The sequence below is a fragment of the Streptomyces lasalocidi genome (assembly GCF_005280215.1).
Lineage (GTDB): Bacteria > Actinomycetota > Actinomycetes > Streptomycetales > Streptomycetaceae > Streptomyces > Streptomyces longwoodensis.
The window spans coordinates 6,459,609-6,472,915 of sequence record NZ_SZNQ01000001.1 but is presented as its reverse complement, the minus strand read 5'-3'; the positions used below and the strand labels follow the sequence as shown (position 1 = coordinate 6,472,915).

The following is a 13,307-nucleotide window of genomic DNA, read 5'->3' as shown; positions in this document are numbered from 1 at the left end:
ATTGCAGAGCCGCTTGACTAATTCAACAGAAGCAGACTTCACTGGAGAGTGAATTTCTGTCCGGACCCGCCGAGCACGCACGGGAAGGTGCCCACCATGACCGTCACCAGCGCAGTGGACGCGACGGAGGCGCGCGTCGAGGCCACCCAGGCCCTGGTCTCCGCGGGCCGCACCCTGTTCACCCGCAAGGGGTACCGCCAGACCGACTTCGCCGAACTCGCCGAGGAGGCGGGCCTGGGCCTGGCCCAGGCGCGCGAACTCCTCCCCGACAAGGCCGCCGTGCTCGGCGCCCTCATCGAACGCACGGTCAAGGTGGCGGGGTTGCTGCGCCCGGCGGTCGCCGAGGGCGTCGACGAGGACCTGCCCACCCGGCTGGCCCGGATCTACCTCGCCCTGTGGGAACCCTGCGAGGAGGAGGAGTCCCCGCTGGTCGAGCTGTACCGGATCGCCCTGTCCGACGCGGAGGCCTCCCGCGTGCTGCGCGGCCGCATGGCCGAGGCGCTCAACGCGATGGTCGACCACGAACTCCCGGGCGAGGACGCGGAGGTCCGCACGGCCCTGTTCGGCGCCCAGCTCGGCGGCGTCGCGCTCGTCCGGCACCTCATCGGGGTCCGGGCGGTGTCGGCCCTGGACGTGGAGACCCTGATCGCGACGATCGCACCGGGACTGCGGCGGACGCTGCTGGGGACGGAGGGTGCGGACGGGGTGGCGTGAGGCGCCGGGTAGCTGTGGGGGCCGGCCGGAAGGACGGTCCGGGTTCCGGTCGGTGCGGGGCGCTGGGAGATTCGGGGCCATGGGCCGGACAGGCGACTCGTATGCCGGTCGGTGCGGGGTGCCGGGACGTTCGGGGAGCCGGGAGGTTCGGGGGGCCGGAAGGTTCGGGGGCCGAAAGGGCACCCTGAGAATCCGGTAGGTGCGGGGCGCCGAGAGGTTCGGGGGCCGCGAGTGTGGCCCGGACTCCGGTGACCCGGCGGCACCAGGCCCGCCACGACCGCGCATCCCACTTCCACTTCGGTCGCGGCCCGCACCCCGGCAGGGCCACCCCTCCACCTCGACCCCGGCTGCACGCCGACGCTGGGCCTCCCGCCGACTTCCGGCCGGATTCCGGTTCCGCAGTATCTTTCCCCTCGGGGCGGGAAGCCTCCTGTCGACCAACGGGCCGCCACGGGCGGGTGATCCAGCGGCGTCATCCGTGGATGGACGCTCTCCGGTGCGCCTGCTACGATGTTTTCACTATGCGGTGAATTAATCGCTCGAACCCCCCGCGAAGTGCAGTGATTCCATGACATCCAGGCAGACATTCGACTCGACGAGTGCCCCCCGCAAGTCCGGGTCGGGCGGCCGTGCCGCCTCGGCGTCCGCCAAGGACACGCGCCCGCGACGCGCCCGCAGTGGTCGCCGCCCCGGCGACAGCGGTACCCGCGAGCAGATCCTCGAATCGGCGCTGCACCTCTTCGCCGACCGGGGGTACGCGCGCACCACCATCCGCGCCATCGCCGAGGACGCGGAGGTGGACCCGGCACTCGTCCACCACTTCTTCGGCAACAAGGAAGGCGTCTTCGACGCCGCCATCAACTCCTCGTTCAGCGTCTCGGCGAGCTTCGACAACATGCCGGGCACGAGGACGGACGCCAGCGAGGCGACGTGGATCGCCCAGACGTACTTCTCGTTCTGGGAACACGAGAGCACGCGCTACGCGATGACCGCCATCTACCGGGCGGGCCTCGCCGACAGTGCCACCTCGGACATCCTGCGCGAGCGCATCGAGGCCAGCACCAAGGCCTGGTCGCAGGCGTCCGGTTACCGGGAGCGCCCCGACGCCACGACCCGCGCGGCCCTGGCCTCCGGGCACCTCGCGGGGCTGGCGCTGATGCGCTACGTGCTCCAGATCCAGCCGCTCGCCTCGATGGACTTCGCCGAGTTCATCGACTGGGTGGTGCCGGCCCTGGAACTGCGGCTGTCCGCGACCCTGGAACCGCGCCGGCCGCACGACACAGCGGCGGACTGAACCGGCCCGGGCCATCCGCCAGTCGGCCCGGGCCCATCCGGCAGCCGGGCCGGGACACCCGGCATCCGGCCCGGGACACCGGGCAGTCGGCGAAGACACCCGGCAGGCGACCGTAGAGATGCGGCGCCCGACCGGGGATGCCCGCACCCCACCAAGGCGCCTGGCGGCCGACCTGCACCGCCTGCCGGCCCGCCGGTCGCCCGGCCGGGGAAGGGGAACCCCCTCCCCGGTGACCGACCGCGCGGGGACACCCCCTCGCGGCGGCCCGGCATTCCTCACGGCCGCCCGTCGGTCCGCCCGCGAAGCGCCCGCGCCTCGCGGCGCCGCACACCGCCGGCCGCACGCCCCACCCCACCCGCAGTCAGCCGTGCCACACAGCCCGGAGCGCCATCACCGACACGCCGGGGCCGACCGCGACCACGAGGCCCTGCGCGCCGTCCCGGGGCGGCTTGCGGAACGTGCGCTCCATGACCTCCAGCACGGAGACCGAGCCCACGTTGCCCACATCGCGCAGCGAGTCGCGGGCCAGTCCGAAGAGTTCGGGGTCGGCGTCGAGACCGCCCACGATGGCGTCGAGCACCTTGGAGCTCCCGGTGTGGGAGACCACGAACTCGGGTTCGGCGTCCTCGCCGGCGGCCCTCGTGCGCCGCAGCCACTCCTTCACCCGGGGCATGATCTCGGTGATCGTGGTCAGCAGGCGCCGTGAGTTGAAGGTGTGCAGCCCGTCGTCGTCGGTGACCGACCCCACGACGTCCGCGCTGCCGCGGTGCAACCACTCCCAGGAGTCGCGCAGTTCCAGGTGCGGGCCGCGCACGTCGGAGGCGACCACGCACGCGCCGGCCGCGTCCCCGATGATCCCCTTGAAGATCATGCCGTCCAGGCCGGTGTCACCCTCGTGCAGGTAGTGGCTGAACGCGTCGGCGCACACCACGAGGACGGTGCTGCCGGGACGCGCGGTGACCAGTTCGGCGGCCGTGGAGATGGCGAACACGCCGCCGCCGCAACCGAGTTGGGTGACGGGTATGCGGCGCACCGAGGGCCGCAGCCCGAGTCTGTCCAGGAGCCGGACGTCGAGCCCCGGCATGCTGTGGCCGGTGGCGCTGGCCACCACGACGGCGTCGACGTCCTCGGGGTGCAGTCCCGCCTCCAGGAGGGCGCCCCGTGCGGCCGACTCGGCCAGCGCGAGGGAGTCCTGGAGGTGCCGGCGCATGCGGTCCGCGACGGAGCCGTCCGTGCGCCACTGGTCGGCCAGCGGACGGGTGTACCAGCGGGTCCGTACGGTGGTGGCGCGGATGAAGCGCTTGAGGTGGGCGAGGCGCGGGTGCTCGGGGTAGACCTCCTCGATCCGCTCGAGTACTTCCTCGGTGGTGACCTGGTGACGCGGCAGAACGACCACGGGTGCGCTGACGACGGGCATGGGGTCTCCAAGGACTCTGTGACGGTGACGTGCGACCACGAGCCCGCGCCCGGCGGGCGGAACCGGCCGTCACGGCCCCGGACACCGGGCACCGCGCGGCGACGAGCAGCCCTCACCTCGGAAGTTCCCCGCACGCCGCGCACTCCCCAGTGCGCGGCCGTGCTCCCCCGTTGCGAGCGCCGTTTGACGGCGCGAACAAAAGACGTCGGACCGGCGGTGACGATGACCGCGGGCATGGACGTGACACTTCCGCCTGGGGCGCCCCAGCAGGCCGCGGCTGCGCGAGCCGGTGCCGGGCATGTCGGCGTCCCGATGCCCTCGCGGGCTTCGGCGGTGGCTTACGAAAGCGACGGTACGACAAGGGAGTTGACTCATCAAGGGTGAATTTCAACGCTCGTGGAATCCACTGGACCTGCACCGATCGTCCAAATCTCAACCACACTGTGGGCGCATATGCCGGACACCGGGATGTAACCCGGCAGGAACTCAACAAGCATTGAAATCATCGCTTGTTGACTTTATCGTGGGGTCAGATACGGCCGCCTTCCGTCGAGAAAGGGCCGACCGCCATGTACGCACCGGCACCACAGCGCGCGGGCACCGACCCCTGGGTGGAGCGCGCGGCCTGTCGTGACACCGACCCCGAGACCTTCTTCCCGTCCGCCGGCAGGTCCGGCGACCACGACCCCGAGGCGCCCGCCAAACGGGTGTGCGCCCGCTGCCCGGTCTCCCGCGACTGCTTGCGCGAGGCCCTGCGGCACGAGGAGAGCACCGGCATCTGGGGCGGCCTCAACGTCCGCGAGCGCCGCGAACTGCTGCGCATCGCGGCGTCGTTGGGCGCCGCCGACCCCGAGCTCGACGCCCTCCTCACGGACGACCGCCTCCGGCTCCGGCCCCAGCAGCGGGAGCGTCCGGCGTACGTGTGGTTCCTGCGCCACCACGGCTGGGGCCCGCGGCGCATCGCCGGCGCGCTCGGCATGACCTGCCGCCAGGTCGAACAGGCTTGGGAGCTCGCCGAGTTCGCCTCCTTGTGCACCCGCGGCCCGACCTCCCGCGCCGAACGGCCGCCGCGTCCCCGGGGACCTCGTGCCCGCGTCGCCGGCACCGACTCCGGACCGGCGTCGTGACGGCGCCCGCCCCGGCACGCCCCGGCACGCCCCGCACCGTGCACACCGACGACGGCGCGGACCTCGCGGTACGCGTCCACGGCCCCGCCGACGCAGGGGCCACCGTGCTGCTGTCGCACGGCTGGACCATGTCCGCGTGCGACTGGCGGCCCCATGTCGACGCGCTGGCCCGGCCCCGCCCCGGCTTCCCGGCGCTGCGCACGGTCACCTACGACCAGCGCGGCCACGGCGCCTCCGGGCGCGGCACCGCCCGGCTCGACATGGCCCTGCTCGGCGACGACCTCGCCCGGGTCCTCGACGCGACGACGACGTCGTACGGCGGCCCTGTCCTGCTCGTCGGGCACTCCATGGGCGGCATGGCGATCCAGCAGCTGGCCGCCCGGCACCCCGGCCTGTTCGGGACCCGGGTCGCGGGCGTCGCGCTCGTCTCCACCTGCCTGGACGGGGTGGGCGACGCCCCGCCCGCGTCCGCGCACCGCCTCGACCGCCGCCAGGCGCTGGCCCGGCGGCACACCACCGACGCGCTGCTGCGCTCGCCCCGCTGCGCCCGCGCCGTGCACCGGCTGCTGACCGGCCCGCTCTCCCACCCGACGACGGCCCCGCTGTGGCGGGCGCTGCTCGGCGGGGACGGGCGGGGCGCGGCCGCCCGCGCCGACGCGCGGGCGCTGCGGCACGTACCGGTGCTGACCATCGCGGAGTTCCTCGCCGCGCTCACCACCCACGACTGCGCCGGGCGCCTGGCCGCCCTGGCCCGGGTGCCCACCCGGGTCCTGGTCGGCACCCGGGACCGCTACACCCCGCCCGACCAGGCCCGCCGGCTCGCCCGTGCCGTCCCCGGGGCGGCCCTCCAGCTCGTCCCGGGCCAGGGGCACGACCTGCCGTACGAGCGACCGGTGCTCGTCGTGGAGACGGTGCACGCGCTGCTGCGCGAGGTGCGTCGGCTCGGGAGAGGAACGGCCGAGGCTCCGGACGGGCCACCGGCCGTGCGCCGAGCCGCCGTCGGCACCGCTGGTGCGCAGCCCGTGGTGAGCACCGTCGTGGACGGAGCGCCCGCGGCCGCCGCCCATGGGGAGGCCCCGGGGATGGACGACACCGCCGGAGCGCACCACGTTGCGGCACGGGGCGCCCCGACCGTGGAGCCCGCGACCACCCGCCGGGCAAGGCCCGATGCCGTGCACGACGCCGCAGGGACGTCTCCCGCACAGGAGAGTCCCGCCGCCGCGACCATGGCACCCGCCACCACCCGCCGGACGGGCACCGCAACTCCGCACGACACGCCCGCACCGCGCCCCGTACGCGAGGGCGCCGGCGTCGCGGCCGTGGACCACGACACCCCCCGCCCGGAGGCCCCCGCAGTCATGGACACCGTCAGCGCCCGCACGGGCGGACCGGCCCCGGATGCCGGCGTCGACGAACCGTCGGGCACGGCCGATCCGCTGGCGGTCCTGCGGTGACCGGGCCGACCAAGGACGTGCTGCGCGCCGACGTGCTGACGGCCCGTCGGATCGTCGTCAAGGTGGGGTCCTCCTCGCTGACGACCGCGGTCGGCGGGCTGGACTCCGACCGGGTGGACGCGCTGGTCGAGGTGCTCGCGCGGGCCCGGGCGGCCGGGACCGAGATCGTCCTGGTCTCCTCCGGCGCCATCGCCGCGGGCCTGGCACCGCTGGGCCTGGCCGAGCGTCCCCGTGACCTCGCCCGCCAGCAGGCGGCCGCCTGCGTGGGCCAGGGCCTGCTGGTGGCCCGGTACACCGCCTCCTTCGCCCGCCACGGGCTGCGCGTCGGGCAGGTGCTGCTGACCGCCGACGACGTGGGCCGCCGCACCCAGTACCGCAACGCCCACCGGGCGCTCAGCCAGGTGCTCGCGATGGGCGCGGTGCCCGTCGTCAACGAGAACGACACCGTCGCCACCGCCGAGATCCGCTTCGGCGACAACGACCGGCTCGCCGCCCTCGTCGCCCACCTGGTCCGCGCCGACCTGCTGGTCCTGCTGTCCGACGTGGACGGCCTCTACGACGGCGACCCGGGCCGCCCCGGCGCACGCCGGCTGGCCGAGGTGCGCGGGCCCGACGACCTGCGGGACGTCGAACTCGGCAGCGCCGGCCGGGCGGGGGTGGGCACCGGGGGCATGGTCACCAAGGTCGAGGCGGCGCGGATCGCCACCGACGCCGGGATCCCGGTCGTGCTGACGGCCGCCCGGCACGCCGCCGACGCCCTCGCCGGCCGGGGGACGGGCACCCTGTTCCACCGCACCGGCCGGCGCGCCGCTGACCACCTGCTGTGGCTGGAGCACGCCAGCACCCCGCGCGGTGCCGTACGGCTCACCGCGGACGCGGCCCGCGCCGTCGTCCAGGACAACCGTCCGCTCCTCGCGGCGGACGTCACCGGTGTCGAGGGCCACTTCGCGGCCGGCGACCCGGTCGAACTGCTCGACGAGGAGGGGCGCGTGGTCGCCCGCGGGCTGGCCGGCGTGGACGCCCGGGAGCTGCCGCGGACCCGGCCGTGCCCGCCGCGGGAGGTGGTCCACCCGGACGACCTGGTGCCGGTGGCCGGCCCGACGCGCGCGGTCGAGCGGACCGCGCAGGGGGACGGAACACCGGCCCGGCGGCGGACCGGGGTGCGCATCCGCGTCCTCCCGGCCTCGGCGGTACCGGGTCCCTGACACCGGCGGCGACGCCCCGGCCGTGGCCCGGTCGGGCCGTCGCCGGCCGCCACGGGCTCCCGACCAGGCAGGGCACGGACAGCCGAGTGGACGGGGGACGGCGTCCGACCGTATGTTCCAGTGCCCGCGTACGTCCTCGCACGCACGTCGGCACCAGCGCAGCCGCGCCGGTTCGGGGAGAACCGCGCGCCGGCCCGGATCTCGTCTTCTCGGGGGACTTCCTCATGACCACGCCCATGCCGGCTCCGCCGTACACCGCCCCTCCCGGCCCCCGGCTGCGCTCGCCGGCCGCGCTCGCGCGCGCCACCGCCGTGCTGCTCGGACTGGTCATCGCCACCGGCCTGTTCGCCTGCGGCACGGACCTGCTGGAGATGGACGTCGCCGGGGACGTGGCCGACGGCGGCACCGGCGCCGACCTGGTCGAACGCGCGGACCAGGCGGACACCCTGTTCGCCGCGGCCGGCACGGCGCAAGGTGGCGCGCTGGTGGTCACGGCCGTCGTCGCCCTGTGCTGGCTGTGGCGGATCCGGGTGAACGCCGAGGTGTTCGACGCCTCCCGGCACCGTCTGCGGCGTGGCTGGACCATCGGCGCCTGGTTCTGCCCGGTGGTGAACCTGTGGTTCCCGCGCCGGATCGTCGCGGACAGCTGGGACGCCAGCACTCCGTGGGGCGTGCGGTCCGGGCGCACACTGGTGAACGCCTGGTGGACCGTGTGGCTCGCCGACCTCTTCGTCGGCCGGTTCGCCGACCGCAGCCACCGTCGGGCCGGGACGGCGGACGAACTGCGGGAGGCCGCCGGGTCGATGCTGCTCTCCGACTGCCTCGGCGTCGCGGCCGCGGTCCTCTCCCTCGTGGTGGTCACCCGGCTGACCCGGTTGCAGGAGCGCAAGGTCCTCTCCGGCGAACTGCCGGCCTCCGCACGCGGTTGACGAACTCGGCCCGCGTCGCGCCGTACGGCGTGCGGGCGTTCAGTCGATGCCGCGCACGATGTGCGGCTCGGCGGGGTCGTCCTCGACGCCGGCCAGCCCCAGCCACGGCACGGGCAAGGCGAGCGGCAACTGGCGCCGCTCGGATGTCTCCTCCGCGTACAGCAGCCAGCCCGACGGCCGGGTCTCGGTGATGATGCGCACGTACATGGCCTGCCCTCCTGTTCACGCCTCCGGTACGGCGGCTCCGTCCCGGACATGTCCGTCACCCACCAGGACGTGGGTGGTGGTGGTCAGCGCGGCCAGTCCCATCGGGCCGCGCGCGTGGAGCTTCTGCGTGGAGATGCCGAGTTCGGTGCCGAGCCCGATCTGGCCGCCGTCCGCGAAGCGCGTGGAGGCGTTCACGGCGACGACCGCGGTGTCCATCACTGCCACGAAGCGCCGTACGGCGGACTGGGAGTCGCTGATGATCGCCTCGGTGTGCCCGGTGCCGTACCGGCGGATGTGCTCGACCGCCTCGTCCAGCGAGCCGACGACGGCCGCGGACAGCTCCGGGGCCAGGTACTCGCGGCCCCAGTCCTCCTCCGTCGCGGGCACCACCGCCGGGTCGTACGACCCGACCCGCGCGTCCCCGTGCACCAGCACCCCGTGCGCGGCCAGCGCCGTGAGCGCGCGGGGCAGGAAGGCGTCGGCGACGGCCGCGTGCACCAGCAGCGACTCGGCCGCGTTGCAGACCGAGGGCCGCCGGGTCTTGGCGTCGAGCAGGACGGCGAGGGCCTTGTCGAGGTCGGCGTGCTCGTCGACGTAGACGTGGCAGTTGCCCACGCCGGTCTCGATGACGGGGACGGCGGAGTCGCGGACGGTCGCCCGGATGAGGTCGTGGCCGCCGCGCGGCACCAGGACGTCCACCAGGCCGCGCAGCGCCATCAGGGCGCGTACGGAGGCGTGCGTGACGCCGGGCACCAGGCACACGGCGTCCACCGGCAGGCTGGTGTCGGCGAGCGCCGAGCGGATCACGGCGACGAGCGCCGCGTTGGTGCGCCGGGCGACGGAACTGCCGCGCAGCAGGACGGCGTTGGCGCTCTTGAGGCACAGGGCGGCCGCGTCGACGGTGACGTTGGGGCGGCCTTCGTAGATCATGCCGACCACGCCCAGCGGGACCCGGACGCGGCGCACCTCCAGGCCGTTGGGCATCACCCCGCCCCCGTCGACGCCGCCCACCGGGTCGGGTTCGTCGGCGAGGCTGCGCACGGTCGCCGCGAGGGCGTCGAGCCGGGCGCGGTCGAGGGCGAGGCGGTCCAGGACGGCGGCGTCGCGGCCGGCGGCGCGGGCCGCGGCCAGGTCCTCGGCGTTGGCGGCCAGCACGCCCCCGGTGTGCGCGGACAGCCGGTCGGCGATCAGACGCAGTGCGGTGGCCCGCTCCCCGCCGGTGCTCAGGGCGAGCCGCCGCGCGGCCCGCCGGGCGTTCTCAGCGACGGCACGGACGGCACCGGCCGCACCGGTCCCGTCGGGCTCACCGGCCCCAATGGGCTCGTCGGCCTCACCGGTCCGGCGCGGGGCGGCAGGAACGGTGGCCGCGGCGTCCGCGGTTCGTGCGGTGGTCATCGCTCGCCCGCCTCCCGTCCCGGGTCGGTGGAAGCGGCGTGGGCGGCGCGCGGGGCGTGGGCGGGAGGCCCGGCGGGCCGCGCGGAGGCGGGGCGGGCGGGCGAAGGGTGGACGGCGCGGCCCGCGAGACCGTGGCCGACGAGTTCGATCAGCATCGACCAGGCGAAGGCGTCGGCGGACTCCTCCGAGAGGACGGGGGCGGGGGCGGCGGGGGGCGACGGGTTCTCACAGGCCTGGTGGTTCATGGGCGGGTCCTTCGCTGGGGCGAGTGGGGTGGCGCGCGGGAACGGAGGCGTGGGGTGAACGGCGACGAGCGCCCGGCGGGACCGGCGCGGCGTCCTCAGCCGTACACCCGGAAGCCGGCGCCCGCCTTGCGGCCCACCCGGCCGGCCGCCACGAGGTGGCCGAGGAGCGGGGCCGGTGCCGAGGCGGGGTGGCGGTCGGCGGTGTGCAGGACCTGCTGGATGCTCAGGGACACGTCGAGGCCGATGACGTCGAGCAGTTCGAAGGGGCCGAGCGGGAACCCGCAGCCGCCCTTCATGATTTGGTCGATGGCGTCGGTGCTCGCGTAGTGGCTCTCGGCGAGGCGGACGGCGCCGTTGAGGTACGGGAAGAGCAGCGCGTTGACGACGAAGCCCGGCCGGTCCAGGCACTGCACCGGGTGCTTGCCGATGCGCCGGCACAACTCACGTGCGGCGGCGAGGTGGTAGGGCGCGGTCTCCAGGGAGGGGATCACCTCGACCAGCTTCATCAGCGGGGCGGGGTTGAAGAAGTGCAGCCCGATCACGTCGCGGGGGCGCCCCGAGGCGAGGCCGCACTCGATGACCGGGAGGCTGGAGGTGGTGGTCGCGAGCAGCGTGTCCGGGCCGCACAGGGCGCCCAGGCGGGCGAAGAGGGGCTTCTTTACGGCCAGGTCCTCGGCGACGGCCTCGACGACGAGGTCGCAGCCGGCGAGCCGGTCGAGGTCGCTGCCCGGCTCCAGCCGGCCGAGCAGCGCGGACTGGTCGGCCTCGGTCATCCTGCCCCGGCGCACGGCGCGGCCGGTGGAGGCGGCGACCGCCTCCCAGGCGGTCTTGGCGCGCTCGTCGCTGCGGCCGACGAGCAGGGTGGGGATGCCGTTGCGGGCGAGGACCTCCGCGATGCCGGCGGCCATGGTGCCGGTGCCGACGACGCCGGCCCGGCGGACGGGCAGCGGACGGGCGGTGTCCGGCCCCGCGTCGGCGCCGGTCCCGGCGGGCCGCGCCGGGTAGTCGTAGAAGCCGCGGCCCGTCTTGCGGCCGAGCAGGCCCGCGAGCGCCATGTGCCGGAGCCGGCGGGCCGGTCGCAGGGACGGCTCGTCCAGGCGGTCGGCGAGCGCGGTGAGGACGTCGCAGGCGGTGTCGGCGCCGATCACGTCGAGGAGTTCGAGCGGACCGAGGGGCAGTCCGCAGCCGTACCGCATGGCCGCGTCGATGTCGTCGCGCCCGACGACGCCCTGGTCGTACAGGGCGACGGCGTGGTTGAGGTACCCGAACAGCAGTGAGGCGGAGACCAGTCCGGCCCGGTCGCCGACGGTGACGGGGTCCAGGCCGAGGGCCCGGGCGAGGTCGCCGACCCGCTCGACGGCCCGGGCGTCCGCGACGACCGTACGGCCGACCTCGGCGACCTCGGCGGTGGGCAGGGCCAGGTGCAGCCCGACGACGCGGCCGGGGCGGCCGGAGGCCGTGGCGAGGCCGGTGAGGGACAGCGCGGACGCGGTGGTGGCCAGCACGGTGGCGGGCGGGCAGACCCGGTCGAGGGCGCGCAGCACCTCGATCTTGGCCTCGCGGCGCTCCGGCACCGCCTCCACGACGACGTCGGCGGACGCGAACTCCGCCCAGTCGGGCGTCAGTCGGAGGCGGCCGGCCGGCGCCGTGTCCCGGACGAGCCCGTCGAGGCGGGCGGCGGCGTCCGGGCGCGGGTCGAGGACGAGCACGTCGTACCCGGCGACCGCGGCCCGCCGGACGAGTGCCGAACCGATGGCGCCGAGCCCGACGACCCCGAGGACACGGGGCGGTTCGCCGGGAGCAGCACCGGGGCCGGGGGCCCGTTCCGCTCCCCCGCTCTTGCCGCCGGTGCCCGTGCCGGTGATCCGCGCTGCTCCCCCGCTCTTGCCGCCGGTGCGGGGCGCCCGTTCCGCTCCCCCGCTCATGCCGCCACCCCCGTGACCACGCGGTCCGTGACCGCGGTCGTGCGGAACCGGTTGATGGCGTCCTCGTGGCGGGCGCGCAGCTCCGGGTCGGTGACGCCCAGGCCCTCCGTCGGGGACAGGCACAGGACGCCGATCTTGCCGTGGTGCTCGTTGCGGTGGACGGAGTCGACGGCGCGGGCCACGTCCGTGAGCGGGTAGGTGCGCGAGAGCGTGGGGTGGATCCTGCCCTGGACGATGAGCCGGTTGGCCAGCCACGCCTCGCGGTAGTTCGCGCAGTGGGTGCCGATGATCCGCTTGAGGGACATCCACAGGTAGCGGTTGTCGTACTCGTGGACGTAGCCGGCCGTGGAGGCGCAGGTGACCACGGTGCCGCCCTTGCGGGTGACGTAGACCGACGCGCCGAACGTCTCGCGGCCGGGGTGCTCGAAGACGATGTCGACGTCCTCGCCGCCGGTCAGGTCGCGGATGCGCCGGCCGAAGCGCTTCCACTCCGTGGGGTCCTGGGTGTGCGGGTCGCTCCAGAAGCGGTAGCCCTCGGCGCTGCGGTCGATGATCAGCTCGGCGCCCAGGGACCGGGCGAGCGCGGCCTTCTCGGGTGAGGAGACGACGCAGATGGGGTTGGCGCCGCCGGCCAGGGCGAGCTGGGTGGCGTAGGAGCCGAGGCCGCCGACGGCGCCCCAGATGAGGACGTTGTCGCCCTGCTTCATGCCGGCGCCCTGGGGGGTGACGAGCTGGCGGTAGGCGGTGGAGTTGACCAGTCCGGGTGAGGCGGCCTCCTCCCAGGTGAGGTGGGCGGCCTTGGGCAGCAGCTGGGTGGCCTTGACGAGGGCGAGGTCGGCGAGGCCGCCGAAGTTGGTCTCGTAGCCCCAGATGCGCTGCTCGGGGTCGAGCATGGGGTCGCCGTGGCCCTCGGGGTCCTCCAGCTCGACGGACACGCAGTGCGCGACGACGCGGTCGCCGGTGCGCCAGCGCCGCACGCCCTGGCCGCACTTCAGGACGACCCCGGCGAGGTCGGAGCCGATGACGTGGTACGGCAGGTCGTGGCGGGCGGCGAGGCCGCCGAGACGGCCGTAGCGCTCCAGGGAGGCGAAGGTCGACACGGGGGTGAACAGGGCGCTCCAGACGGTGTTGTAGTTCACCGCGCTCGCCATGACCGCGACCAGCACCTCGCCGGGGCCGGGTTCGGGCGTGGGCACCTCCTCGACGTGCAGCGAGTCGGCGGGGCGCCGCTCGCGCAGCGGTACGCCGTCGAACAGGCCGGCGTCCGCCTTGTGCAGGACGGCGGCCCGGTAGGAGTGCGGCACCCCGAGGGCCGCCAGGTCGGCCGGCGCCGCGTCCGGGGACTCGATCGCCTCCACCAGTTCACGCATGGTCGGGCACCACCTTCTGCTCGAA

Annotated in this window: 11 protein-coding genes and 1 pseudogene; 6 read left to right on the top strand and 6 right to left on the bottom strand. The window is 75.1% G+C overall.

All coding sequences use genetic code 11. The features are described from left to right. Positions 1–96 precede the first annotated feature (96 nt). Together E4U91_RS29240 and E4U91_RS29235 are read left to right on the top strand one after the other, a co-directional pair. Positions 97–714: a TetR/AcrR family transcriptional regulator gene (locus tag E4U91_RS29240; protein WP_137309574.1), complete on the top strand. Its 618-nt coding sequence runs from the start codon at positions 97–99 to the stop codon at positions 712–714. A 568-nt stretch (positions 715–1,282) separates the two neighbouring features. Beyond that, entirely contained in the window at positions 1,283–2,008 is a 726-nt protein-coding gene (locus E4U91_RS29235; protein ID WP_137309573.1) for a TetR/AcrR family transcriptional regulator, read from the top strand. A 361-nt stretch (positions 2,009–2,369) separates the two neighbouring features. On the opposite strand, the gene E4U91_RS29230 is transcribed toward E4U91_RS29235, so the two are convergent. Next, positions 2,370–3,425, bottom strand: a complete 1,056-nt coding sequence (locus tag E4U91_RS29230; RefSeq protein ID WP_137309572.1) for a beta-ketoacyl-[acyl-carrier-protein] synthase family protein — start codon at positions 3,423–3,425, stop codon at positions 2,370–2,372. A 569-nt stretch (positions 3,426–3,994) separates the two neighbouring features. On the opposite strand from E4U91_RS29230, the pseudogene E4U91_RS40125 reads away from it, so the two are divergent. The 4 genes and pseudogenes from E4U91_RS40125 to E4U91_RS29210 all read left to right on the top strand — a co-directional run. Continuing rightward, positions 3,995–4,252: pseudogene (locus E4U91_RS40125) on the top strand (WhiB family transcriptional regulator); the annotation flags it as partial. A 296-nt stretch (positions 4,253–4,548) separates the two neighbouring features. Further along, entirely contained in the window at positions 4,549–6,006 is a 1,458-nt protein-coding gene (locus tag E4U91_RS29220; protein WP_137309570.1) for an alpha/beta fold hydrolase, read from the top strand. Beyond that, on the top strand, positions 6,003–7,211 hold the full coding sequence (gene proB / locus E4U91_RS29215; protein ID WP_241678734.1) for a glutamate 5-kinase: 1,209 nt from the start codon (positions 6,003–6,005) through the stop codon (positions 7,209–7,211). The genes E4U91_RS29220 and proB overlap by 4 nt, the downstream gene beginning before the upstream one ends. Positions 7,212–7,435: 224 nt before the next feature. Continuing rightward, positions 7,436–8,140, top strand: coding sequence for a DUF4328 domain-containing protein (locus E4U91_RS29210; RefSeq protein WP_137309569.1), 705 nt, complete (start codon positions 7,436–7,438; stop codon positions 8,138–8,140). Positions 8,141–8,179: 39 nt separating this feature from the next. Here the strand turns inward: E4U91_RS29210 and E4U91_RS38205 are convergent, their stop codons facing one another. The 5 genes from E4U91_RS38205 to ccrA all read right to left on the bottom strand — a co-directional run bounded on the left by E4U91_RS38205 (position 8,180) and on the right by ccrA (position 13,282). Then, positions 8,180–8,347 (bottom strand): hypothetical protein, encoded by a 168-nt coding sequence (locus tag E4U91_RS38205; protein ID WP_168218185.1) that lies wholly within the window; start codon positions 8,345–8,347, stop codon positions 8,180–8,182. Between the two features lie 15 nt (positions 8,348–8,362). Continuing rightward, entirely contained in the window at positions 8,363–9,742 is a 1,380-nt protein-coding gene (locus tag E4U91_RS29205) for a glutamate-5-semialdehyde dehydrogenase (RefSeq protein WP_137309568.1), read from the bottom strand. Then, on the bottom strand, positions 9,739–9,987 hold the full coding sequence (locus E4U91_RS29200; protein WP_137309567.1) for a hypothetical protein: 249 nt from the start codon (positions 9,985–9,987) through the stop codon (positions 9,739–9,741). The genes E4U91_RS29205 and E4U91_RS29200 overlap by 4 nt, the downstream gene beginning before the upstream one ends. 95 nt (positions 9,988–10,082) lie before the next feature. Continuing rightward, entirely contained in the window at positions 10,083–11,912 is a 1,830-nt protein-coding gene (locus tag E4U91_RS29195; protein WP_137309566.1) for a 3-hydroxyacyl-CoA dehydrogenase family protein, read from the bottom strand. Then, a complete protein-coding gene (gene ccrA / locus E4U91_RS29190; RefSeq protein WP_137309565.1) occupies positions 11,909–13,282 on the bottom strand; it encodes a crotonyl-CoA carboxylase/reductase in 1,374 nt (457 codons plus the stop codon). Before ccrA ends, E4U91_RS29195 begins: the two co-directional genes overlap by 4 nt. Positions 13,283–13,307: the final 25 nt, after the last annotated feature.